The organism is Halpernia humi (genome assembly GCF_900108025.1).
Taxonomy (GTDB): domain Bacteria; phylum Bacteroidota; class Bacteroidia; order Flavobacteriales; family Weeksellaceae; genus Halpernia; species Halpernia humi.
In genome coordinates, this window is the sequence record NZ_FNUS01000007.1 from 162,070 (window position 1) to 186,514 (window position 24,445).

Genomic DNA, 24,445 nt, shown 5'->3' on the forward strand with positions numbered 1-24,445 from the left:
CAAAATGGTATTAGACCAAAATTTTTAAACTTTTAGGAAAAACTTTTACATCAATCGGAGATTCAATTTCCATATATTCGCCGTCTAAATGCCAAGTTTTTGTCTCTACAGAAAACTGAATTTGGGCGGTAGAAATATAATGAACGAATTTGCTGGTTTTTAATTTTCCTGCAAACATACGATAGGCAAAAATTGGTGAATAATAAAATGGAAATTTTTTCACTAAAGCAATCTCAACCAAACCATCGCAATAATCAGAATTTGGCGAAATAAAAGCATTATTTCCAAACTGACGCGTATTGGCAAGATTTATCATTAAATATTTCCCATTATGCTTGGCTAATTGACCGTCAAATTTTATTTCTACAGGTTTATATTTAAAAAATGTCTTTAAAGTTACTTTAATATAATTGCTAAAACCCCGGCTCGTTTTCTCGAATCTCTTTACGACTTCGCCATCAAAACCTGTCCCGGAAACATTGATGGATAAATGATTGTTGATGGTAAAAGTATCAATTTCTAAAAATTTTTTATTTTTAATTTTACTTAAAAGTTCATTAATATTTTTACTAAAATTAACTTCTGTGGAGAAACCGTTTCCCGAGCCAGCGGGAAATCCGCCCAAAATTTTATCGGTATTCAATAATTTCTTTGCAACGCTTGAGAGTGTGCCATCGCCACCAATCGCGATGAAAATATCGACTGTTTTGAAATGATCATCAATAAATTTTTCGGTTCCTGTGGTAGATTTAGATATGTAAACCAAAGGGTTTTCAACAGTAGATTTTAAATTTTCTAAAAAACTATGATAATTTTTCTTTGCCGAAAAAGGGTTGATAATAAAGGCGACATTTTGCATCCTCAAAAATAGAAAATATTTAGCATAAAAAAACAGTCTTAAGAATAAGACTGCTTTAAAAAAAATAAAATTTTTTATTATTTATTTCTTAAATCTGGCAATGCATCTGGATTATATTTAGAATCATCAAATGCTAAAATTGGCAGAAAGATGAAACTTAAGAAAAATAAACCTACTGTGAAACCTTCACTCTTTCCAAAAAATTTTGAAAGCCTGTTCAAATCAACTATCATGAGGTAAAACCCATAAAAAGGAATCCAATACATAAAAAATTCCCACCACGGTCTTTTAATGATATCAATTTGAATAAAACTGGAATAAATTGGTATAAAAGCGCCCCAAGCATCTTCTCTCCCTGCTTTTTTAAAGATTTTAAACATACAAAAAAGAAAGAAAAATAGAAATGCGAAAAAAAACAGTACCATTCCTACACCTAAACCTGCAACGGCAGCGGTTTCACCAGAACTCATCCCGGAATAAGGATCAGTTTGTAATAATGTGATCAAAAATAATGTCGTCATAATTTTAGTTTTTAATGTTTATCAAATATAAAAAAAAGTCTTTAATAAATTAATACTAAAGACTTATTTTTATAATGATATATTTATAATTACACGTCAATATTCGCATATTTCGCATTTCTCTCTATAAAATCACGTCTTGGTGGTACTTCATCGCCCATCAGCATTGAGAAAACGTTATCTGCTTCTACAGCATTATCAATAGTTACTTGTTTTAAAATTCTATTGTCTGGATTTAGAGTTGTATCCCAAAGTTGCTCCGGATTCATTTCACCAAGACCTTTGTAACGTTGTACTTCCACTCCTTTTCCATCAGCAGAAAGTTTGTAAGTTTCTTCCTCACGATCTTTTTCATTCCAAGTATAGACTTTTTTGCTTCCTTTTTTTAATAAATAAAGTGGCGGTGATGCAATATAAATGTAGCCATTTTCTATTAATTCTTTCATATATCTAAAGAAGAAAGTCAAAATTAAAGTAGAAATATGCGCGCCATCAATATCAGCATCACACATGATGACTATTTTGTGATAGCGTAATTTTTTGATATTTAATTCTTTAGAATCTTCTTCTGTTCCTACGCTTACGCCTAGTGCGGTATAAATATTTTTGATTTCTTCATTGTCATAAACCTTGTGAAGCATTGCTTTTTCAACGTTTAAAATTTTCCCTCTTAAAGGTAAAATCGCTTGAAACATTCTATCTCTTCCTTGTTTAGCAGTTCCGCCTGCAGAATCTCCCTCTACAAGAAATAATTCACTTTCTGCTGGATCTTTAGAAGTACAATCGGATAGTTTTCCTGGCAAACCGCTTCCGCCCATTGGTGATTTTCTTTGCACCATTTCGCGGGCTTTTTTTGCCGCTTGTCTTGCTTTTGCTGCTAAAACTACTTTCTGAACAATAATTTTTGCCTCGTTCGGATTTTCTTCTAAAAAATTAGAAAGCATTTCGCCCACAATTTTATCCACTGCACCGGCAACTTCAGAGTTTCCTAATTTCGTTTTGGTTTGTCCTTCAAACTGTGGTTCCATTACTTTCACAGAGATAATTGCCGTCAAACCTTCACGGAAATCATCACCCGTCACTTCTACTTTTTCTTTTGCAGGCAAACCAAGTTCATCAGCAAATTTTTTCAAAGTTCTTGTTAACGCACGTCTAAAACCAGTTAGATGCGTTCCGCCTTCATGTGTGTTGATATTATTGACATAAGAATGAAGGTTTTCAGTATAAGAAGTATTGTATCGCATCGCGACTTCTACCGGAATATCGTCTCTTTCACCTTCCATGAAAATTACTTTTTCCATGATAGATTCACGGTTTCCGTCAATATATTCCACAAATTCCTTTAAACCGCCATCTGAGTGAAAGGTTTCTACTGGGAAAGAACCATCTTCATTGGGTTCTCTTTCATCAGTTAAGGTAATTGTAATGCCTTTATTTAAAAAAGCCAATTCTCTTAATCTTGATGCAAGTGTGCTATAATTAAATTCTAATTCATTAAAAATAGAACCATCTGCTTGGAAAAAAACCTCTGTTCCTCTTTTGTCAGAAACACCAATTTCTTGCACGTCTGCTAAAGCAGCACCTTTTGAATATTTTTGTTGATAAATTTTTCCTTCTCTGAAAACAGTCGCAATTAAAGATGTAGAAAGTGCATTTACCACTGAAACTCCCACACCGTGTAAACCACCAGAAACTTTGTAAGAATCTTTATCAAATTTACCACCCGCGCCAATTTTTGTCATTACAACTTCAAGGGCAGATTTTTGTTCTTTTTCGTGTAAATCAACGGGAATTCCACGTCCATTATCTTTTACAGTAATGCCATTCCCTTTATGAATTATAACTGTAATAGTATCACAATGTCCTGCTAAAGCCTCATCAATGGAATTATCAACTACCTCATAAACCAAATGGTGAAGTCCTCTCACACCCACATCACCAATGTACATGGAAGGTCTCAAACGTACATGTTCTATTCCCTCTAAAGACTGAATACTACTTGCAGTATATTGTTTATTGCTCATTAATTTTTTGTTTTTAAAAATACCCACAAATATACAAAAAATTAGGTGAAATATTTTATCAGATTTTAGATATTAAAATTTGAAAGTCTTTAAAAACCTCCAAGTTTTTAGATTAAATTTTAAATATTTTATGTGCTGTAATTTATAAATCAAAATTTTAAATTTAATTTTTCAAATAATAGAATAATTTAATTTTAATAAAAAAATTCGCATTTACTAATCATTTTCAATAAGATAAAATATTAAATATTCTATTTTTATAATTATTACTTAACAAACTTTAACGGCTGTAAATTTTCACACCTCATTAATAATTAAGATATTTGCGCATTATTTTTAAAAATAAATATGAAAAGACTATTTGTATTATCTTTCCTTTCCGCGGGCTATTTTTTACACGCGCAAAGCATTGGTAATTCTCCTTACGCTTCCTTCGGCATTGGTGATGTTAAATATGATAACACAGTGGATATCAATTCTATGGGCGGAGTTTCTACTGCCTATGTTTCAGATTTTAACAATTCTTTTAATTTTGCAAATCCAGCAGCTAATCTTAATTTAGAACTAACTTCTATTAAGGTTGAAGGCACAAACGAGAACAATTTTTATAAAACCAACGTTGATAATACGAAAGTTACTAAGCATTCCACCTATCTTTCTAATATTTCTATTGCATTTCCACTTTCTCCGAAAGTGAAATTTGGCTTGGGATTTCAACCTTATAGCAGCAAAAATTATAATTTCATTAATACAACCGTTAACAATAACAACACAGTAGATACTTCTGATGATTACACAACGGTTAATAGATTCACCGGCACAGGAACCATAAGCACAGTGCAAGGCGGTTTATCTTACGAAATTACACCTGGTTTCGCTTTAGGGCTGCGCGGAAATTTTTATTTTGGAAATCTCTACAATACCGAAGAAATTACCAATTCTGCCGCCACTTTGATAAATGGCTACCAAACAAAAAACAGAATTGAAACCTATGATTTCACTCTAGGAACTGTGTATCAAAAAAAGTTGGCGAATGATCGGAAACTGACTTTGGGTGCAACTTATACTTTTGGCGCTACAGGTAAAACAGAAACATATTATAAAAATAGCACCTATTATTACGGCGTTGCAGGTAACTTGGTGGATGAATTTATTATAGATGAAAATCTACAAAAAGACAACAATCTTTTCCCAATGAAAGCGTCTTTTGGCGCAGGTATAGGCAAAGATTTGAATTGGTTTTTAGGTGCGCAAGCAGATTACAAACAAGGTCAATCGGTATTATTTTTAGGAAAAGATTTTCAATATAAAGATTCATACAAAGCCTCAATTGGTGGCTGGTATCTGCCAAACGCAAATAATTTTAGAAGTTATTTGCAACGTGTTGTTTACAGATATGGCGCGTATTATGAAAAAGGAAGTCTCTTTTTAAATGGAAAAAATATTAATGAATTTGCACTTACTGGCGGTGTTACTCTTCCATTTACTGGTAAAACAAATGCCGCAAGCGCGCTAGAAATTGGTATTGAAGTTGGTAAAAGAGGAACTTTAAAAAATAATTTAATTAATCAAAATTTTATTAATTTAAAAATAGGTATTAATTTTGCCGATAAATGGTTTAGAAAATCCCTATACGATTAATGTAAATGACTATTTTTTTTAAATATATCTCCTATAAAAATATAGCGGCTTTCGTAAGTGTCGCTATATTTTTTTCTTTGCTTTCTTGTGAAGAAGATATGGCAAAAGCCAGAGGTACAAAAAAAATTGATTTTCCTTCGAAAATTATAAACGGAGCGCACATCATACAACGCGATTCTGGTTTTGTGAAAATCCGCGCTACAGCACCATTAATAGAAGAATACGAATTAATAGACACTCCATATATAGAAGCCAGAAAAGGAATTTACATACAATTCTACGACAAAAAGAAACCCAAAAAACCCGGAACTATAAAAGCAAAATATGCTAAAATTATCGAGAAAAAACAGTTTTACGAAGCCAAAGGAGATGTAAAAATTGTAACCAATGACGGCCAAATTTTTGTGACACAATCTATTTTTTGGGATAAAAATAATAGAAAAATGTACACCAATGATACGGTTTTTGTAACAGATAAAGATGGCTCTACGCTGGTGGGCGCAAACGGAATGACGGCGAAAGATGATTTTTCTGATTACACGTTCTTCAATAATTCGGGTGATATTAATGCAAAAAAAATCCCAGAAACAAAAAGATAAACTTTCTAAAAATAACGATGAACTCCTACTTTGCCATAGGCTTAATGTCCGGAACCAGTTTAGACGGTTTGGATATTTGCTACGCAAAGTTTTCTCTTAAAAATAATCATTGGGATTTCGACCTTTTAAAAACGGTAACTATCCCCTATTCAGAGGTTTGGAATAAAAAATTGTCCTCCGCTATTGATCTTTCTGCTTCAAATTTATTAGCATTAAATGCAGAATACGGTTTCTATTTAGGCGATAAAATTCAAGATTTTATTAGTAAAAATAATATTGCAAAAATTGATTTAATTGCCTCTCATGGCCATACGGTGCATCATCAACCACAAAAAAAATTCACCTACCAAATTGGAGATGGCAGAGCCATAAAAACTAAAAATAATTTCCCAATTGTGTACGATTTTCGCAGCCAAGATGTCTTACTGGGCGGCAACGGCGCACCTTTAGTACCAATTGGTGACGAACTGCTTTTTTCGGAATTTGATGCATGTCTGAATTTAGGCGGATTTTCTAATATCTCACTAAAACGACACGGAAAAAGATTGGCTTTTGATATTTGCCCTGTGAATATTGTTTTAAATTATTTCGCCGAAAAATTTAATCAAAAATTTGATGACAAAGGCAACATTGCCAGAAATGGAATAATTAATAAAGAAATCCTATTTCAACTAAATCAAATAGAATTTTATAAAAAAACCGAAGCCAAATCTTTAGGTTTTGAATTTGTACAAAAAGAAATTTTCCCTTTCTTGAAAGAAGATTCCGCAGAAAATATTCTAACCACTTTCACAGAACACGCTGCCGAAAAAATAGCAGAAATTCTCCATCAATTTAAAATAAAAAACATACTTGTAACTGGTGGTGGCGCTTATAACCAGTTTCTTTTAGAAAAAATCGAAGAAAAAACGAATACAAAAATTGTGATTCCTAAAAATGAAATCATCGAATATAAAGAAGCTTTAATCTTTGCATTAATGGGTGTTTTACGACTTCGAGGTGAAAATAATATTTTAAGTTCTGCAACTGGAAGTTTACAAGACCATTGCAGCGGAATTTTAATTTAAAAAGGACCAAGGAAATACTTTTTAAAAAATTACAAATCAATTTAGTAGAAATAATAAAAAAAATCTTTCTAAAAGTAGCGACTATTATAATAAAAAAACTTTGTCAAAGCACAATTACAATTCGTGAAACTTTGACAAAGTGGAATGTAAAATAAAAAACTTTGTCAAAGCACAATTACAATTCGTGAAGCTTTGACAAAGTGGAGAATGCGTAGTTTAAATCTACAATTTTTCCAAATTATCCGTTAATGCATTAATAAAATTTTGAAGCGGTTTTTCTACCATCATTTTTATAAACGGATTAAAATCGCCTTCAAACAACAACTGAACTTGTGTTTTTCCTTCTTCGGCATCTTCCATATTTCCCGTTAAAGAAAAATCTAAACTAGAACTAGCAGATTTTAAAACCACCTGATTGGCCAAAACTTCATCTATTTTCAGGGCAATTTCTGGCATTCCTTTTAAACTAAATTTAAAACCATCTTCTCGTGCTTCAAAATTCTGGAGAGATTCTGGCATCAAATGTCTATAATCTTCCGGATTTTTCAACATTGCTACCAAATCTTCGCGAGATTTATTTACTAATATTTTCCTTCCTTCTAAATTCATTTTTTATATTTTTGTATTAAATTAAAGCCTTACAAATGTATAAAGTTTTTGTGAATGAAAAAAAATTAAGTTTAACACAAACGCCCGAATTAAACGTAAAGCATATTAAATTTGATGGCTCACACAGTTTAGAAATGGCGACCGAATTTTTAGAAAATACGGCCTTAAAAACCGTGAACATTTATGGTGAAAATTTAGATGAAATTTGGTTGCATTTCAAAAAATTATTTCGCGAAATAGAAGCGTCTGGAGGAATAGTTTACAACCCAAAAAATGAAATATTATTTATCCATCGGCTCGGAAAATGGGATTTGCCTAAAGGAAAATTAGAAGAAGGGGAATCTATTGCAGAAAACGCCATACGTGAAGTGGAAGAAGAAACAGGCTTAACAGGCTTGATTTTAGACCAATTCATCAACCAAACTTATCATGTTTACACGGAGCGAAATGGCGAAAAAATTTTAAAAAAAACAAATTGGTTTAAAATGTTTTATAATGGAAATGAAATGCCAATGCCACAAATTGAAGAAGGCATAAACGAAGTTTCTTGGAAAAATACTGCTCAAATAAGCCAAGACGTTTTACCAAAAACTTTTCAAAATATTAAATTAATTTTACAGGAAGTAGAAAAATTAAAGCACTTCTAGCACTTTTTCCAAAGCAATGCCGCGCGACGCTTTAAGTAAAATATTTTTAGTTTCTATAGGATTTTTTAGAAGTTCTGCCATTAAATCTTGCGTGGAAGCGAAACTATTTTCTGGTGAAACTGCCATAAAATGAGAGCCTACACAAATTATTTTATCAAAATTTAGACTTTTTGCTAATTTTAGCAATTCCCAATGTTCAATTTCACTTTCGGTTCCCAACTCTAGCATATCGCCAATTATTATGGTTTTTGAACCTTCAAACTGGCTGAAATTTTTCAATGATTCTGCCATAGAACTTGGGTTTGCGTTGTAAGTATCCAAAACCAAAGTTTTACCATTTCGCTCCATAATTTGGCTGCGCATATTGGTTGGTTTGTAATTTTCGAGCGCAAGTTTAATTGCATCAATCGGAACGCCAAATTCTAAGCCCAAAGTAACGGCTGCGGAAAGATTGGTGAAATTATAATCACCGGTTAGATTAGACAGGATTTCTTGATTTTTATATTTTAGACCAACTAAAGTATTTTTTCTCAGCAAATCAAAATAATACTTACTTTGATCGGTTCCAAAGGTAATTTTCGACGGATAATTTTTGGTTTTTTCTACTTGAATTGGATCATTTTCATTAACCAAAATAGTTTGATTATTTTCAATTAAAAAATTATAAAGTTCAGATTTACCTTTAATAACACCTTGCACACCACCAAAACCTTCTAAATGCGCTTTTCCAAAATTTGTGATATAGCCAATATTTGGTTGAGAAATAGTACAGAGAAATTCTATTTCTTTTTGATGATTTGCGCCCATTTCTATAACGGCTAATTCGTGAAAATCCTTTATTGAAAGAATACTAAGTGGAACACCAATGTGATTATTTAGATTTCCAAAGGTATATTGCACTTTAAATTTTTGCGATAAAACGGCGTGTATTAATTCTTTAGAAGTGGTTTTGCCATTGCTTCCAGTTAAGCCAATTATTGGAATCTTTAGTTGTGCTCTGTGATGGATGGCGAGTTGTTGCAAAAATACCAAAGTAGAAGGCACGTAAAAAATGTTGTTTCCTTCATTCTCAAAAGATTTATCTTCTACAATAACAGCCGATGCGCCCATTTCTATTGCAGTTTCAGCTTGTTTTGCAGCATTGAAACTTTCACCTGAAAAGGCGAAAAATATATCATTTTTTTCAATTTTTCGGCTGTCTATTGAGATTTTGTTTGACTTTAAAAAAAATTCGTAAAATTGTTTAATATTCATAAAAAATTATTTCTAAAAAAATACTGCTTAAAAATAAAAAAACTTAAGCAAAATTTTTACTTAAGTTTTTAAAATTAAATATTTAAAATCTTGGCTTAAAAACTATTGGAAAATATAACTCAAACCAACACTTAAGATCTGCTGAGATTTTTTCTTACTACCACCAGCAAGACCGTTGGCAATATCTATTGGTGAATTTTTTAGATCTGGGTAAGCATTAGATAAACCAATGTCATATTTAACTGATAATTCTAATTGTCTTTTGTAGCTGTATCCTAAACCAACTCCCAAGTTAAAATTAAACGAACCCGCCTTGCCATAAGTATCTTTTTCATAATCTGGGTTCACAGCATTTTTTACATTTTGCGCAATTAAAAAATCAAATCTCGGACCTCCAAAAGCGAAAAATTCACTTTCAGCTTCGGAGAAATAGCCTTTAAAATTTATAGGAACACTAATATAGTTACAGATATACATCGCATCATACCCTTTACTTGGTTTATCTTTATAATATTTATCCTTTCCAGACTCTCCTGCAGCAACGTATAGCACTTCTGGTTGAATATAAAATTGATTATTATCGTCCACAGGAATTAGGGCTAAAACTCCAGCATAAAAAGCATAACGGGGTCCTGAAGGATTATGCGCATTTTGCACGCGAGAATAATTGGGACCTGCTGTAATACCGTATCTCGTGCTGCTAAAATCAATCTGCGCTGATAAAAGTGTTGCAGCAAGAATAGCGCTTAAAGTTAATAATTTTTTCATATTTGTGATTTTAATGTTATGCTAAAACTTTGGCAACTGTTTTACCGATATCTGCAGGAGAATCTACCACATGAATTCCATTTTTTCTCATAATTTCCATTTTGGCTTGCGCAGTATCATCTTCACCGCCAACGATTGCACCTGCGTGCCCCATCGTTCTACCTTTTGGTGCGGTTTGGCCAGCAATAAAACCAACTACTGGTTTTTTAGAACCGCTTGCTGAATACCATTTTGCAGCTTCTGCTTCTAAGTTTCCGCCAATTTCGCCAATCATAACAACGGCTTCAGTTTCTGGATCGTTGATAAACATTTCTATCGCTTCTTTTGTAGTTGTTCCGATAATTGGATCGCCGCCAATTCCGATTGCTGTAGAAACACCAAAACCTGCTTTCACCACTTGATCTGCAGCTTCATAAGTTAACGTTCCAGATTTTGAAACGATACCCACTTTTCCTTTTTTGAAAACGAAACCTGGCATAATACCAATTTTTGCTTCGTCAGAGGTAATAATTCCTGGGCAATTTGGCCCGATTAAACGGCAATCTTTATTAGAAATATAATTTTTTACTTTCACCATATCTTCCACCGGGATTCCTTCAGTGATGCAAACAATTACTTTAATTCCTGCTTCTGCTGCTTCCATTATGGCATCTGCTGCAAATGCTGGCGGAACAAAAATTATACTTACATTAGCGTGTGCTTTTTCTACGGCTTCAGCTACGGTATTAAAAACTGGTTTTCCCAAATGTTCGGATCCGCCTTTTCCGGGCGTAACGCCGCCAACGACGTTGGTGCCATAATCAATCATTTGTCCGGCATGAAATGTTCCTTCATTTCCCGTGAAACCTTGCACAATTACTTTAGAATCTTTGTTTACTAATATTGACATTTTTTAATTTTTATATTTTTTAGTTTTAAAATCAATTTTCACAAATTTAATTAATAATAACCGAAAGTAAAATATTAGAAGGTTTTATTTTAAATTCTTTAGTTTTATTTCTTTTTTTAAATAATCTCGAAATTCTTCCGCCAATTGGCCGAAATAGGTTTTGCCACCTTCTAAATCTTTATTCACGCCTGTTTTCCCTAAAATTATTGCGCCTTTGCCTACTCTTTTCCCCGAAGCCATCGCGACTTGCCCCCAAATGGTGACATCTTCTTCAATAGTGCAGCAACCTGCAATGAGAACTCCTGAAGCCACTAAAGTTCTTTCGCCGAGCACAGTATCGTGCCCAATTTGAATTAGGTTATCGAGTTTTGAACCTTTTTTTATAATGGTAGAATCTGTTACGCCACGATCGATGCAGCAATTATTTCCAATTTCGACGTTGTCTTCTAAAATAACGTTTCCAACAGAAATCATCCTATCATATTCTCCGTTTAATTTTCTATAATAAAAGGCATCTCCACCCAAAACTGTGTTGGATTGAATGATGCAATTGTCGCCAATTTGCGTTCTATCTCCCAAAACTACGTTTGGATAAATAGTGCAGTTATTTCCGATTTTTACATCATTACCGATTACTACGCTTTTGTGGATGTGTGTATTTTCGCCGACTTCAAAATTATGAAGTTCTTTTAAGAAAGGATTTGGCGAGGTGAAATGGGTATTTATTAAATTAAAATCCCGAAACGGATCATCCGATATTAAAAGTGCTTTTCCTTCGGGCGCTTCAACTTTTTTATCTATTAAAATGATAGTTGCGTCTGAATTTAACGCTTTATCGTAATATTTTGGGTGGTTTACAAATACAATTTCGCCGGCTTTTACTCGGTGAATTTCATTAGAACCAAAAACAGGAAAATCTTCTGCGCCGACAAATTCTGCGTGAATTAATTCTGCAATGGATTTTAAAGTTTGAGGTTTGTTGAAAGTCATTTTTTGCAGTATAAGATTAAACTTACGATAAATTTTGTTTTTTGTAGTATTTGCAGCCCGACTTGAGTGGAGCTCTCCGCCGCGGCGAAAGCGGGAACGGAAGGCGGAAATGTCTGCCCAAAAGAGTTTAGACTACTTCCAACAAATTGTTTCTGTTCTCTCGCAATGACTTTTATTTTACACGTTCCAAGTAACTACCATCTTCCGTATTTACTTTTATTTTGTCGCCTGGCTCTATAAATAAGGGTACATTTACCGTTGCACCAGTTTCTAATACGGCTCTTTTCAAAGCGTTGGTTGCGGTATTTCCTTTAATGCCTGGGTCGGCTTCTGTTACTTCTAAATATACAGTTGGCGGGATTTCAGCGGAAAGTGGAGACTCATCTGCTTCTTTTAAAATGATGGTTACTTCTTCCCCGGCTTTCATAAACTGAGAATTTTCGATCATGGATTTATCAATATAAATCTGCGAATAATCGTCATTATTCATAAAGTGAAAACCGTTTTCGTCATCATAGAGATATTGAAATTTTCTGGTGATTACTTTTACCTCATCAATTTTATTGCCTGCAGAAAATGTATTTTCAAGAACTTTTCCGTTGGTTACACTTTTTAATTTTGTGCGCACAAATGCTGGACCTTTACCTGGTTTTACGTGCAAAAATTCTATTACTTTGAATATGTCATTGTTAAATTCAATGCAAAGACCTTTTCTAATATCGCCGCTTGTTGCCATTTATTTTTTTTAATATTTTATTTAATTTTTCAATTTATTCTTTACCGCTTCCGTATCCTTTTACAATTCCGCGAGGTGAATTTTGTATAAATGTTAGAATTTCATCGCGTTCCAAAGTTGGAAGCATTTCTTTTTCTATATAACTCACGGCTTGTGAAACATTAAGTTTCATTTGGAATATGGCGCGATAAATTTTTTGAATCTCGAAGATTTTCTCGTTGCTATAGCCTCTTCTTCTTAGGCCGACAGAATTAATTCCTGCGTAAGAAATTGGAACTCTTCCAACTTTTACGTAAGGTGGAATATCTTTTCTAATGAGTGAGCCACCAGAAATCATGGCATGTTTACCTATTTTGCCGAATTGTTGTATTGCAGAAAGTCCTCCCATAATTACAAAATCACCAATTTCTACGTGTCCTGCTATTCCACAGCCATTTGCAATAATAACGTTATCACCAATTAGACAATCGTGCGCAACATGAGAAGTAGCCATTATAAGGCAATTTTTTCCTAGTTTGGTGTAGCCCAAGGCTTTGGTACCGCGGTTTACGGTTACACATTCTCTTAATGTAGTTCCATCACCAATTATGACTTGTGTGATTTCACCATCAAATTTTAGATCTTGTGGAACTGCAGAAATAACAGTTCCGGGAAAAATTTTGCAATTTTTGCCAATTCTAGCACCATCCATTATGGTGACATTCGGCCCTATCCAAGTACCATCACCAATTTCTACATCTGGCGCAATGCTTGTGAAAGGTTCTACTACAACATTTTTACCAATTTTTGCTCTTTTATCTACAACTGCTAATTGATGGATCATAGGCTTTTAATCTTGTTTCATTTTGGCAACTTGCGCCATTAGTTCTGCTTCTACAACTACGCTGTCTCCTACATACCCATAACCTTGCATGTGAACAATGCCGCGTCTAATAGGTTCTAACAATTCGATTTTAAAAATAATAGTGTCACCTGGAACTACTTTTTTCTTAAATTTTACTTTATCAATTTTAATAAAATAAGTAGAATAATTTTCGGGGTCTGGCACGCTCGCTAAAACTAAAATCCCTGCTGCTTGCGCCATTGCTTCTACTTGCAGAACACCTGGCATAACTGGTTCTTTTGGAAAATGCCCTTGAAAGAAAGGTTCATTCATGGAGACATTTTTCAAACCAACAACATGATTATCCGATAACTCTAAAATTTTATCAATTAATAAGAATGGCGGCCTGTGCGGCAATAAGCGCATAATTCCGTTAATATCAAAAACAGGAGGTTTCGTTAAATCAAAATCTGGAACGTTCTTCTTTTTTTGAAGTCTCCATTGCCTAAAAAGTTTTCTTGCAAACTGAGTATTAACGTGATGCCCTGGCTTATTGGCAATTACTTTTCCTTTAATTTTAACACCAACTAAAGCTAAATCTCCCACAACATCTAAAAGTTTGTGTCTTGCGGCTTCATTTGGGTGATTTAATGTTAAATTATCTAAAATTCCATTTGGTCGGATGGCAATTTTATCTTTTCCAAATGCTTTTTTAAGTTTTTCTGTGGTTTCTGGCGTTAATTCTTTATCAACATAAACAATTGCATTGCTGATGTCTCCGCCTTTAATTAAACCGTTATCTAAAAGCATTTCTAATTCGTGCAAAAAGCTGAAAGTCCTTGCATTTGCGACTTCATCTTTAAATTCAGAAATATCCTTTATTGAAGCATTTTGAGTTCCTAAAACTTTGGTACCAAAATCCACCATTGTTGTAACTTCATAATGATCGGATGGAATAATTGTAATTTCGGAGCCAGTTTGCGCATCTACATAACTCAAAACTTCTTTTACCACCAAGTATTCTCGATCCACACTTTGCTCTACTACGCCTACTTTTTCTATGGCTTCCACAAAAAACTTTGAGGAGCCATCCATAATTGGTGGTTCGGCATTGTTCATTTCTATATAGCAGTTGTCTACATCCATACCGACTAAAGCAGCAAGTATATGTTCACAAGTATGAATTTTAACGCCCAATTTCTCTAAAGTGGTGCCTCTATCAGTTGTGGTAACATAAGTAACATCGGCCTCAACTTGTGGGTTGCCTTCCAAATCTGTACGGACAAAGACAAAACCTGTGTTTTCTTTGGCAGGTTTTAGATTAACGTTCACTTCTTTTCCTGTATGCAAACCAATGCCAGAAAGTGTAACTTCTTCGTTTATGGTTTTTTGCTTATCACTCATTCGTACTATCTTTTGAGTTTTTTTCTAATTTATTTATTCTTTCTACAATATCTGCAAAATTTCTAAAATGCACATAATTTCTTCTGTATTCTCCGGCGTTCATTGAAGGTGATCCGTATAAAACTTCACCATCTTTCACATTGCTAATAATTCCGCTTTGTGCTTGTATTTTTACTTGATTGCCTATTTTTACATGTCCTACAATTCCAACTTGTCCGCCAATCATATTCCAATCCCCGACTGTAGAAGAGCCAGCAATGCCCGTTTGCGAAGCAATCACATTATGCTTTCCAATTTTCACATTATGTGCAATCTGAATTAAATTATCAATTTTTGTTCCTTCACCAATAAGCGTAGGACCAATTGTTCCGCGATCTATACTGCAATTTGAACCAATTTCTACATTATTTTCAATAATAACATTTCCCAGTTGTGGTATTTTCTCAAAACCTTTTTCTGTAGGCTGAAAACCAAATCCATCGGAACCAATTACTGTATTGGAATGAACGATACAATTGTCGCCAAGCACGCAATAATCATAAATTCTTGCACCACTATATATTTTACAATTTTTACCAATTTTAACATTTTTACCTACAAAAACTTGCGGATAAATTTGTGTAGAATCGCCAATAATTGCTTTTTCTGAAATGTAGGTATGAGCACCAATAAAAATATCGCTGCCCAATTTTACAGTTTGATGAATGGTTGATCCTTCTTCGATGCCAGATTTTTTAGATTGCATTTCTTGGTACAAATTCATTAAAATTTGAAATGAAAGATAGGCGTTTTCAACTGAAATTATCGTGGGTTTGTATGATTGTTCTTTCAGTAAATGTTCTGATACAATTAGTACAGAACATAGTGAATTTTGTAAATAATCGGAAAATTTTTCTTGTGCCACAAAAGATAGATGTCCTTCTACCCCATTTTCTATAGGTGAGACACCATTTATACCGGCGTTTTCATCTCCTATAATTTTGCCGCCAATAATGCCTGCGATTTGCGCTGCTGTAAATTCCATATCCTGCAAAGATAATAAAAAACTCTTTTATTGAAATATTTAATGAATCCAAAATTATTATCCAATTTCTCGTGGGAAATATAGAATATATTTGGTCTTCGCTTGTGAGATTGATGAAGACAAAATTTGATTTTCAGATTCTTCTAATTTTACTTTTTTTCCATCTTTATTAAGCAAATAAATAGACTGATTTTCAGCATCATAAGGCAATAAAATTCTTTTTATTGTACCTAGCATTTCGTGGCCATTTTCTATTTTAAAATATTGATTTGCTTTTCTAATTTTTTCATTAATAAATTCTTCTGAAAACGGTTTGGAAGAAATTATTGTTTTAGGAAAATTTCTCTCGATAATAGATTTACAATAGTAAGACAATAAAAAATCTGGAGATTTGGTCCAAATTTTTATACTTAAAAAAACGTCATAGTCATCAAGTTCGGTGAATCTTGCAATGTCATCCTTACTTGTTTTTGAAAGTGGATTTCTATTCAGAAAATATTTTAAATTTTCTGAAGCTGGTAAATCGATGCCTTCGGAAGATAAATATTTTGCCCGCTCTAGAATTTTAACTAAAAAATGTTCTGCCAAAGAAGCCGTTTTATGAAAATAAACCTGCCAATACATAAACATTCTGGCCGTGAGATAATTTTCAACAGAATAGATACCTTTTGCGTCTATCACCAATTCATCCTCAGAAACATTCATCATAGAAATAATGCGCTGTGTATTTATATTTCCTTCAGATACGCCAGAAAAAAAACTATCTCTTTTTAAATAGTCTAGCCGATCAACGTCAATCTGCGAAGAAATTAATTGATTAAAAAATTTACGTGGATATTTCCCTTGAAACATTTCAATTGCAGTAGTCAGTTCGCCATTAAACTCTTCATTCAACTGTTGCATAAGTAACAAAGACAATTTCTCGTGGTGCCAATCTTCAATTAAAATATTTTCTAACGCGTGAGAAAACGGCCCGTGACCAATATCGTGTAATAAAATCGCTAAAAGTGCAGATTTTTCTTCCTCCTTGGAAATTTTAACACCTTTAAGTTTTAAATTTTCGAGCGCTGTAAACATCAAATGCATCGCACCTAAAGCGTGGTGAAATCTCGTATGTGTAGCGCCGGGAAAAATTAAATTTAATAAACCAGTTTGCGAAATTCGCCTTAAGCGCTGAAAAATAAGATGTTCGATTACATCAAATAAAATCTCGTATGGAATTTTTATAAAACCATGAACCGGATCATTTATTATTTTTAATTTATTGGTCATTTCAATTTTCATTAAGGCAAATTTAAAGTTAAAAAAAGAAATCGATTTACATTAATTATAAAAAACAAAGGAAAAATAAAAAAACTTTAAATTTATTGTCTTTCAAAGATTTTGAAAATGATTCCAAATAATTCTATAAATTTTATAAAAATAGATTTAGATCTGAAGAATTAACTAATATTTAACTTTAAAATAGCATATTTTGGGTATTTCAAACGAAGAAATTCTTGTAATTTTGAGGAAATAATTTAAAATAAATAGATGGCAAACAAAATATTATGGATTGATGATGAAGTGGATCTTTTAAAACCACATATAGTTTTTTTAGAAAACAAAGGCTACGAGGTGAAACCCATTAATAATGTAAATGAAGCGCTTGAAATTTTAGCAAAAGAAAAATTTCAGTTGGTACTTTTAGATGAAAACATGCCAGGAATTTCTGGCTTGGAAGCCATTCCTTTAATTAAAGATAAAGATTCTTCCTTAAAAATTGTGATGGTTACCAAAAATGAGGAAGAAAATATTATGGAACAAGCCATTGGCTCGCAAATCGCAGATTATTTGCTTAAACCCATTAATCCCAACCAAGTTTTATTGTCTTTGAAGAAAAATTTACAAAGCGAAACTTTAGTAGAACAGCAAACCATTTCCGAGTATCAGCAAGAATTCCGAAATCTTTCGATGGAACTGTCTTATTTAAAAACCTATAAAGATTGGGCAGAATATTATAAAAAAATCCTTGCTTGGGAAATAAAATTTGACAAAGTTTTCGATAATGATTTTGCAGATTTACTACAAAGTCAAAAAGAAGAAGCCAATATCCAGTTTTCAAAATTTATAGAAAATAATTATGAAGATTGGTTAAATACAAATGACAAACCATTAATGAGCCACACACTTTTTAAAGAAAAAGTAAAACCTGTGGTAGAAAAAAGTAAAACTTTACTCTTGATGGTAGATAATTTGCGCTACGACCAATGGAAAATGATAGAGCCACTTTTTACAAAATACTACAACAAAACCTCAGAAGATTACTATTACAGTATTCTGCCGACAGCCACACAATATGCTAGAAACTCTTTCTTCGCAGGACTTTTGCCCTCCGAAATAGAAAAAAGATTCCCCGATAAATGGTTTAATGATAATGAAGAAGGCAATAAAAATGAGTTTGAAAAAGAATTTTTAGAAGACCAAATGAAACGACTCGGGCTTTCTGCAAAGACGATCAAATATTTAAAAATCTTAAATTCTGACTTTGAAAAGAAAATATTAGATGATTTTAACCAATACAAAAGCAATGATTTATTGGTAATTGTTTACAATTTTATAGATATTCTATCACATGCAAAGACCGACAATACCATTGTAAATCAATTAATTAGAGACGATAAAACCTTTCGCGCACTTACGCAACATTGGTTTGAAAACTCATCATTAATTAAAATTATAAAACTAGCCGCAGAAAACGGTTTCAAGTTGGTGCTTACAACAGACCACGGAACTATTTATGTAAAAAAACCAAGCAAAGTAGTTGGCGATCGAGAAACATCAACAAATATCCGCTACAAAACAGGGCGAAGTTTAACTTATGAAAAAAGCGACGTTTGGGCAGTTGAGAATCCCGAAAAATTATTTTTACCAAAAGGAAACCTTAGTTCAAAATACATATTCGCAAAAACAAATTATTTTTTAGCATACCCGAAAAACTACAACCATTTTGTAAATTATTATAAAGAAACCTACCAACACGGCGGCATTTCTTTAGAAGAATGCATCATACCAATTAGTATTTTCGAACCCAAATAGTTTTTTTTTCATAGTTTATTTTCTTTGGGTTTAGGCGCGAAAAATCAGAAGATTTTTCGCGCTTTTAGAATAATCCCTCTCCATTGGAGAGGTTTTTTTTTCGAAAATAAGGAGCAACACAATTCTGCCTTTTCTGAAAATCCGTCCCGTCTTCCACTCTATCTTTTTTGGCGCATCTCCACCTCTGGCGGATCGCGCCAAAAAAGGATGCCGTTTCAGCCGCGGCTATTGAAGAAAGATTTTCTCACTTTCCGAAGGGAAGATTACAACGAAATAAACATGCACAATTGACCTCGAAAACTGAACCTTTAAGAAAATTTGATATTAATTCATTAAAAAATTCCTCTGTTTGCTTCAATATTTTATTTTAATCTAATGAATCAGAGAAATACCATTTGATTGTCGGCAAAAAAATAACAACTCAGAAAATAAGCAAAATTTACACCCGAGTTTTGGAAACCCAACAAAGTGGTTCGGCGACTTGTAAGGAGTCAAATTTTGGGCAAAAATTTATTTTTTAGTTGAGTTTCCAGTCATAATTTTTTGGTTATTTTTTATCAAGAAAAAAGAACAAATTAATTTGTACAAAAGATATTCGTAAATTTGAAATCATATAAAATAGAAAAATGAAAATAATATCCTACAACGTCAACGGCATTCGAGCCGCCTTCACAAAAAATTTTTTAGGCTGGCTGCAAATTGAAAACCCAGATGTAATTTGCATTCAAGAAAGCAAAGCCGGAACCGACCAAATTGATATTGAAAGTTTAGAAAAAGCTGGCTATTTCAGTTATTGGCATTCTGCGCAAAAAAAAGGTTACAGCGGCGTAGGAATTGCCAGTAAAACTGCACCAAAACATATTGAAATCGGTTGTGGAATTGAAAGTTACGACAATGAAGGCCGCATTATGCGCGCCGATTTTGAAGATTTTTCGGTAATCTCGGTCTATGTTCCTTCCGCTACAAATATCGACAGATTAGATTTTAAGATGCAATTTTGCGAAGATTTTTTAGACTATATTAAAGAATTGGAGAAAAAAATCCCAAATCTGATTATTTGTGGAGATTTTAATATTTGTCACGAAGAAATAGACATTCACAATCCAAAAGGTTTGAAAAACACGTCTGGTTTTCTACCGATGGAAAGAGAATGGATGACCAAATTTTTAGCAGAATGTAATCTCACAGACAGTTTCCGATACGTTCATCCAGAAACACAAAAATTTTCTTGGTGGAGTTACCGCGCCGGTTCTCGTGGTAAAAACCTTGGTTGGCGCTTGGATTATCATTTTTTAACGAAACCTTTAATTAAAAAATTAAAATCCGCAGAAATTTTAACTGAAGTCGTGCATTCTGATCATTGCCCGATTTTGGTGGAGATTTAAGGAGAATTTTAATTTAGATTTTGGATGGAAATAACAATATTTCAAAAAACTTTGTCAAAGTTACTATTGCGACGCTTTAAAACTTTGACAAAGTGAGAGATAGCAAGAAATTTAAGTAAAAAATAAAATTATAATTAATTTAAAACTTTGTCAAAGTTACTATTGCGACGCTTTAAAACTTTGACAAAGTGGAAATCCAATGAATATTGACAAGGATGAAATAAAAATGAAATATATCGTTTTAATATTACTTTTAGGAATTTGTTGGAATTGTAAAGATTCCACAAAAAATACAAGTCAAAAAAATCAGATTCAAAATTCTGTAGAAAATCTTTCTGAAAAGGATTATGAAGTAATACTTCAAAAAATTTTAAATCTCAAAAACATTAATCAGTACTTTCATAAACGCGAATTTTATATTTATTCGGAAAATAAGAATATTAATTCTAAACTGAATTTAAAATATAGAAATAAGAAAATAATTATATTAAATCAAAAGAATCTCCTTTCTGTAAATCAACGTGATATTTTTGAAATTACTAAAATAGAACTAAAAGGAAATGTGGTTAAAGTTTCATTACATTATAGTTTTCAAGGCATGTCTTCAGAAATTTCATTAACAAAAGTGAATAATATGTGGGAAATTATTGATGAACATACTTATGAAACCTAAAAGAAAAAAAATGAATACAAATGTTTCAAAGTTTTAATATGTATCTAAAAAACTTTGTCAAAGTTACTATTGCGACGCTTTAAAACTTTGGCAAAGTGAGAGATAGCAAGAAATTTAAGTAAAAAATAAAATTATAATTAATTTAAAACTTTGTCAAAGTTACTATTGCGACGCTTTAAAACTTTGACAAAGTGGAAGCCCAATAAACCTTGTCAAGGTTTTGAACCTTGACAAGGATGACAAAATTAAAGTTACTACCTCTTCGCTAAAAAACTTTGGCAAAATAACCGAACCTTCAAGGTTTTTAAAACCTTGAAAGTTAAAAATAAGGAAAATGTAAACTTTTAAAAAATCCTGTGATGGTTTTAATCCTTAACAAATGAAAATTACTAGGAAAGAAAACTAGGTTTTTTAAAGTTTAAAATTCTGTGGAAAACATAAACTATTTTAAAATCTAAATAATCGCCTCTCTAACTCGAGTAAGTTTTTGCAATAAATCTTCCAACAAATCCAATCGCAACATATTTGCGCCATCGGAAAGGGCAACTGCCGGATTTGGGTGCGTTTCTATGAATAATCCATCTGCGCCAACTGCAATACCTGCTTTTGCGATGGTTTCAATTAAATCTGGTCTTCCGCCAGTTACACCAGAAGATTGATTGGGTTGTTGCAAAGAATGCGTCACATCAAGAATAACGGGTGCAAAATTTTTCATTGTGGGAATTCCTCGGAAATCGACAACTAAATCTGTATATCCAAAAGAATTTCCACGCTCGATAATGGCGGTTTTTTTATTACCTGAATCGGTCATTTTTTCGACTGCAAATTTCATAGATTCGGGCGAAAGAAATTGCCCTTTTTTCAACGTAACACATTTTCCCGTTTTAGCGGCTGCAATTAAAAGATCTGTTTGCCGAACCAAAAATGCAGGAATTTGCAACACATCAACATATTGCGCCGCCAAAGCGGCGTGCTCATTTTCATGAATATCTGTGGTAGTCGGAATATTGAAAGTTTCACCTACTTTTTTTAATATTTCTAAAGATTTTTCTTCGCCAATAGTCGTAAAACTATCCACTCTAGAGCGATTTGCTTTTTTAAAACTGCCTTTAAAAATATATGGAATTTCATACTTATTGGTAATTTCAATCACTTTTTCTGCAATTCTTAAAGCCATATCTTCACCTTCGATGATGCAAGGTCCGGCAATAAGGAAAAAATTTTTTGACTTTTTATGCTGAATATTCTCTAAATATTGAATCATTTTTATTAAAATTTGGTTTGGTAAAAATAATTAAAGTTTATTTAAAAATTCCCGAATCTGAAAATAGATTTTTTTTTAATCAATTTGCTCCTTTTCAATCGCAATAGATAAGAGCCTGTTTAAATTTATAATTTATTTTTACCATTAAGGAATTAAGCCATTTTCGCTTAAAAAACTTAATAAAAATCAATTTATTGATTGCTTAATCAGAATAAACTTAACTCACTGAAATTCTTAATGTTAAATTTAAGAATAAACAGATTTTATTTTAATTTAGAAAATTAAGAAAAGCCTATAAAAAATTTATTGAATGAAATTTAAACAGGCTCTAAGTCTTTTATCAATTAAAATTATTAAATTTGGCGCTAATAAAATATGGAAGAATTAGTAGTTTTAGTGACGCCTGAAGACCAAGTTTTGGGGCAAATGGAAAAAATGAAAGCCCACCAAACCGGACTTTTGCATCGGGCGTTTTCTGTTTTTCTATTTAATGAAAAAGGCGAAATGCTTCTGCAAAAAAGAGCCGCAGAAAAATACCATTCTCCAAAGCAATGGACCAATGCAGTTTGTTCTCACCCAAGATTAAATGAAACTTATTTGCAAGCCGCAAATAGAAGATTAGAAGAAGAATTAGGAATTAAATGTGAATTGAAATCTAAATTTAATTTTATTTACAAAGCAGAAGTAGGCCAAAATCTTTGGGAACACGAGTTAGATCATGTTTTTGTGGGACAATATGAAGGTGATTTTAAATTGAACGAGAAAGAAGTTTCGGAAGTACGTTACATTTCTATGTCAGAATTAGAGAAAGAAATGGCTGCAAAACCTCAAGATTTCACAGAATGGTTTAAAATTATTCTGGAAGAATATAAAGAACACTTATAAACTGATTTTCTTCCTTTGAAAGAAAAAAATAGTAGCGAAAATTAGCCCCGATTGAACGGTTTGTTTGAGCTCTTCCAAAAAAATCGCATTTGGATTTTTTTTGGAAAGCGAGCCGTGAAAGCGGGAAGATAAGTGGAAAAATATAAAATTTTCTGCTTCTAAAAAATAAAAATATACAATTATGAGTAAAACGGCATTGTACGAAAAACATGTTTCTTTGGGCGCAAAAATGGTAGATTTTGCAGGGTTTGAAATGCCTGTGCAATATTCTGGGATCAATGAAGAGCATTTTGCAGTGCGCGAAAAAGTGGGGATTTTTGATGTTTCGCACATGGGGCAATTTTATGTAGAAGGCGAAAAAGCAAAGGATTTATTGCAATTTACTTGCAGCAATAATGTAGAAAATCTGGAAAATGGGAAAGCGCAATACACTTGTTTACCAAACGGAAAAGGCGGAATTGTAGATGATTTAATTATTTATAAAATTAATGATACGCAATATTTCGTGGTTGTAAATGCGGCTAATATCGACAAAGATTTTGCTCATTTCCAAAAATATAATGAAAATTTCGGGGCAGAATTAAAAAATGTGTCTGATGAAATGTCGTTAATTGCTGTGCAAGGGCCGAAAGCGAGCGAAACTTTACAAAAATTAACCGATACAGATTTAGCAAAAATTCCATACTATCATTTCGGAATTGGTAATGTTGCTGGTTTTTCGGATGTAATTATTTCAAACACTGGCTATACCGGAAGCGGCGGTTTTGAAATTTATTTTAAAAATGAAAATGCCGAAAAAATCTGGGATGAATTGACAAAAGCAGGGGAAGAATTTGGACTTTTACCTTGCGGTTTAGCAGCAAGAGATACTTTGCGTTTAGAGAAAGGATTTTGCCTTTATGGAAATGATATTGATGATTCTACTTCGCCTCTGGAAGCAGGTTTAGGTTGGATTACAAAATTTGAAAAAGATTTTGTGGACAAAGAATTTCTTGCAAAACAGAAAGCAGAAGGCGTTACAAAAAAATTGGTTGCGTTTGAAATGCAAGAAAAAGCCATCCCAAGGCACGATTATGAAGTGGTAGATTCTGAAGGAAATATTATCGGAAAAGTGACATCTGGAACGATGAGTCCGATGAAAAAAGTTGGAATTGGTTTGGCTTATGTGGCGAAAGATTTCACAAAAGTGGGAAGTGAAATTTTTATAAAAATTAGAAATAAAAACATTCCTGCCAAAATTGTAAAATTGCCTTTTGTTTAGGAAATAGCAGCAAAATCACGAATTTTAATTGTTTACGATATTTT

The 24,445-nt window shown here is 32.7% G+C and carries 23 protein-coding genes; 9 read left to right on the forward strand and 14 right to left on the reverse strand.

What is annotated here, in order from left to right; all coding sequences use genetic code 11:
* Window positions 1-10 precede the first annotated feature (10 nt).
* From C4S29_RS13245 to gyrB, 3 genes are all read right to left on the reverse strand, one after another.
* Window positions 11-859 (reverse strand): diacylglycerol/lipid kinase family protein, encoded by an 849-nt coding sequence (locus C4S29_RS13245; protein ID WP_103914576.1) that lies wholly within the window; start codon window positions 857-859, stop codon window positions 11-13.
* A gap of 77 nt (window positions 860-936) precedes the next feature.
* Window positions 937-1,380, reverse strand: coding sequence for a DUF5684 domain-containing protein (locus tag C4S29_RS13250; RefSeq protein WP_103914577.1), 444 nt, complete (start codon window positions 1,378-1,380; stop codon window positions 937-939).
* Between the two features lie 89 nt (window positions 1,381-1,469).
* Window positions 1,470-3,404: a DNA topoisomerase (ATP-hydrolyzing) subunit B gene (gene gyrB, locus C4S29_RS13255; RefSeq protein ID WP_103914578.1), complete on the reverse strand. Its 1,935-nt coding sequence runs from the start codon at window positions 3,402-3,404 to the stop codon at window positions 1,470-1,472.
* 348 nt (window positions 3,405-3,752) lie between these two features.
* Here gyrB and C4S29_RS13260 point away from each other — a divergent pair, with 348 nt between their 5' ends.
* The 3 genes from C4S29_RS13260 to C4S29_RS13270 are packed head-to-tail and all read left to right on the forward strand — an operon-like array spanning window position 3,753 to window position 6,711.
* Window positions 3,753-5,045: a hypothetical protein gene (locus tag C4S29_RS13260; RefSeq protein WP_103914579.1), complete on the forward strand. Its 1,293-nt coding sequence runs from the start codon at window positions 3,753-3,755 to the stop codon at window positions 5,043-5,045.
* Window positions 5,046-5,050: 5 nt separating this feature from the next.
* On the forward strand, window positions 5,051-5,644 hold the full coding sequence (lptC, locus tag C4S29_RS13265; RefSeq protein ID WP_103914580.1) for an LPS export ABC transporter periplasmic protein LptC: 594 nt from the start codon (window positions 5,051-5,053) through the stop codon (window positions 5,642-5,644).
* A gap of 17 nt (window positions 5,645-5,661) precedes the next feature.
* Window positions 5,662-6,711, forward strand: coding sequence for an anhydro-N-acetylmuramic acid kinase (locus tag C4S29_RS13270; protein WP_103914581.1), 1,050 nt, complete (start codon window positions 5,662-5,664; stop codon window positions 6,709-6,711).
* A 222-nt stretch (window positions 6,712-6,933) separates the two neighbouring features.
* On the opposite strand, the gene C4S29_RS13275 is transcribed toward C4S29_RS13270, so the two are convergent.
* Window positions 6,934-7,320 (reverse strand): orotate phosphoribosyltransferase, encoded by a 387-nt coding sequence (locus tag C4S29_RS13275; protein WP_103914582.1) that lies wholly within the window; start codon window positions 7,318-7,320, stop codon window positions 6,934-6,936.
* A gap of 35 nt (window positions 7,321-7,355) precedes the next feature.
* Between C4S29_RS13275 and C4S29_RS13280 the strand changes: the two genes are divergently transcribed.
* Window positions 7,356-7,967, forward strand: coding sequence for an NUDIX hydrolase (locus C4S29_RS13280; protein WP_103914583.1), 612 nt, complete (start codon window positions 7,356-7,358; stop codon window positions 7,965-7,967).
* On the opposite strand, the gene C4S29_RS13285 is transcribed toward C4S29_RS13280, so the two are convergent.
* From C4S29_RS13285 to C4S29_RS13325, 9 genes are all read right to left on the reverse strand, one after another.
* A complete protein-coding gene (locus C4S29_RS13285) occupies window positions 7,953-9,221 on the reverse strand; it encodes a UDP-N-acetylmuramoyl-tripeptide--D-alanyl-D-alanine ligase (protein WP_103914584.1) in 1,269 nt (422 codons plus the stop codon). The two genes, C4S29_RS13280 and C4S29_RS13285, sit on opposite strands and share 15 nt — an antisense overlap.
* A gap of 102 nt (window positions 9,222-9,323) precedes the next feature.
* Entirely contained in the window at window positions 9,324-9,989 is a 666-nt protein-coding gene (locus C4S29_RS13290) for a porin family protein (RefSeq protein WP_103914585.1), read from the reverse strand.
* Between the two features lie 16 nt (window positions 9,990-10,005).
* Window positions 10,006-10,878: a succinate--CoA ligase subunit alpha gene (sucD, locus tag C4S29_RS13295; protein WP_103914586.1), complete on the reverse strand. Its 873-nt coding sequence runs from the start codon at window positions 10,876-10,878 to the stop codon at window positions 10,006-10,008.
* A gap of 84 nt (window positions 10,879-10,962) precedes the next feature.
* Window positions 10,963-11,868, reverse strand: a complete 906-nt coding sequence (locus C4S29_RS13300) for a UDP-3-O-(3-hydroxymyristoyl)glucosamine N-acyltransferase (protein WP_103914587.1) — start codon at window positions 11,866-11,868, stop codon at window positions 10,963-10,965.
* 172 nt (window positions 11,869-12,040) lie between these two features.
* Complete coding sequence (gene efp / locus C4S29_RS13305) at window positions 12,041-12,604, reverse strand: elongation factor P (RefSeq protein WP_103914588.1); 564 nt, start codon at window positions 12,602-12,604, stop codon at window positions 12,041-12,043.
* A 34-nt stretch (window positions 12,605-12,638) separates the two neighbouring features.
* Window positions 12,639-13,427, reverse strand: a complete 789-nt coding sequence (gene lpxA / locus C4S29_RS13310) for an acyl-ACP--UDP-N-acetylglucosamine O-acyltransferase (protein WP_103914589.1) — start codon at window positions 13,425-13,427, stop codon at window positions 12,639-12,641.
* A gap of 6 nt (window positions 13,428-13,433) precedes the next feature.
* Window positions 13,434-14,831 carry a bifunctional UDP-3-O-[3-hydroxymyristoyl] N-acetylglucosamine deacetylase/3-hydroxyacyl-ACP dehydratase gene (locus C4S29_RS13315; RefSeq protein ID WP_103914590.1) on the reverse strand — a complete coding sequence of 466 codons (1,398 nt, stop codon included), beginning with the start codon at window positions 14,829-14,831 and terminating at the stop codon, window positions 13,434-13,436.
* The gene (gene lpxD / locus C4S29_RS13320) at window positions 14,824-15,855 is read right to left on the reverse strand and encodes a UDP-3-O-(3-hydroxymyristoyl)glucosamine N-acyltransferase (protein WP_103914591.1); all 1,032 of its coding nucleotides are present in this window, start codon (window positions 15,853-15,855) and stop codon (window positions 14,824-14,826) included. The genes C4S29_RS13315 and lpxD overlap by 8 nt, the downstream gene beginning before the upstream one ends.
* Window positions 15,856-15,912: 57 nt before the next feature.
* Window positions 15,913-17,127, reverse strand: a complete 1,215-nt coding sequence (locus tag C4S29_RS13325) for an HD domain-containing protein (RefSeq protein ID WP_103914665.1) — start codon at window positions 17,125-17,127, stop codon at window positions 15,913-15,915.
* A 261-nt stretch (window positions 17,128-17,388) separates the two neighbouring features.
* Here C4S29_RS13325 and porX point away from each other — a divergent pair, with 261 nt between their 5' ends.
* The 3 genes from porX to C4S29_RS13345 all read left to right on the forward strand — a co-directional run bounded on the left by porX (window position 17,389) and on the right by C4S29_RS13345 (window position 20,991).
* The gene (gene porX / locus C4S29_RS13330; RefSeq protein ID WP_103914592.1) at window positions 17,389-18,933 is read left to right on the forward strand and encodes a T9SS response regulator signal transducer PorX; all 1,545 of its coding nucleotides are present in this window, start codon (window positions 17,389-17,391) and stop codon (window positions 18,931-18,933) included.
* Window positions 18,934-19,559: 626 nt separating this feature from the next.
* Complete coding sequence (locus C4S29_RS13340; protein ID WP_103914594.1) at window positions 19,560-20,318, forward strand: exodeoxyribonuclease III; 759 nt, start codon at window positions 19,560-19,562, stop codon at window positions 20,316-20,318.
* A gap of 199 nt (window positions 20,319-20,517) precedes the next feature.
* Window positions 20,518-20,991, forward strand: coding sequence for a hypothetical protein (locus tag C4S29_RS13345; RefSeq protein ID WP_103914595.1), 474 nt, complete (start codon window positions 20,518-20,520; stop codon window positions 20,989-20,991).
* A gap of 454 nt (window positions 20,992-21,445) precedes the next feature.
* Here C4S29_RS13345 and kdsA read toward each other — a convergent pair whose 3' ends face one another.
* On the reverse strand, window positions 21,446-22,255 hold the full coding sequence (gene kdsA, locus C4S29_RS13350; protein WP_103914596.1) for a 3-deoxy-8-phosphooctulonate synthase: 810 nt from the start codon (window positions 22,253-22,255) through the stop codon (window positions 21,446-21,448).
* 375 nt (window positions 22,256-22,630) lie between these two features.
* On the opposite strand from kdsA, the gene idi reads away from it, so the two are divergent.
* Entirely contained in the window at window positions 22,631-23,140 is a 510-nt protein-coding gene (idi, locus tag C4S29_RS13355; RefSeq protein WP_103914597.1) for an isopentenyl-diphosphate Delta-isomerase, read from the forward strand.
* Window positions 23,141-23,321: 181 nt separating this feature from the next.
* Window positions 23,322-24,401, forward strand: a complete 1,080-nt coding sequence (gcvT, locus tag C4S29_RS13365) for a glycine cleavage system aminomethyltransferase GcvT (RefSeq protein ID WP_103914599.1) — start codon at window positions 23,322-23,324, stop codon at window positions 24,399-24,401.
* The last annotated feature ends 44 nt before the right edge of the window (window positions 24,402-24,445 follow it).